Source organism: Bradyrhizobium sp. 23 (genome assembly GCF_023073295.1).
Lineage (GTDB): Bacteria > Pseudomonadota > Alphaproteobacteria > Rhizobiales > Xanthobacteraceae > Bradyrhizobium > Bradyrhizobium canariense_D.
In genome coordinates this window covers 48451-48844 of sequence record NZ_JADPJF010000032.1, presented here as the reverse complement: position 1 = coordinate 48844, position 394 = coordinate 48451, and the positions used below count along the sequence as shown (strand labels likewise).

Annotated in this window: 1 protein-coding gene; it reads left to right on the top strand. The window is 64.5% G+C overall.

Annotated features, from left to right (window positions below):
- Positions 1–374 (top strand): acyl-CoA dehydrogenase family protein (locus IVB32_RS04415; protein WP_256466560.1); only part of this gene is annotated, 374 nt, incomplete at its 5' end.
- Positions 375–394 lie beyond the last annotated feature (20 nt).

The following is a 394-nucleotide window of genomic DNA, read 5'->3' as shown; positions in this document are numbered from 1 at the left end:
CCCGCCAGTATACGCTCGACCGCAAGCAGTTCGGCAAGCCGCTCGCCGCGACCCAGCTCGTGCAGAAGAAGCTCGCGGACATGCAGACCGAGATCGCGCTGGGCCTTCAGGGCTCGCTGCGCGTCGGTCGCCTGATGGACGAGGGCAAGTTCGCTCCCGAGATGATCTCGATCATGAAGCGCAACAATTGCGGCAAGGCGCTCGACATCGCCCGCGTCGCGCGCGACATGCACGGCGGCAACGGCATCTCGATCGAGTATCACGTGATGCGCCACGTCCATAACCTCGAGACCGTCAACACCTACGAGGGCACCCACGACGTCCACGCCCTGATCCTGGGCCGCGCGATCACGGGCATTCAGGCGTTTTTCTGAGCAAACCGCCCCAGTGTGGG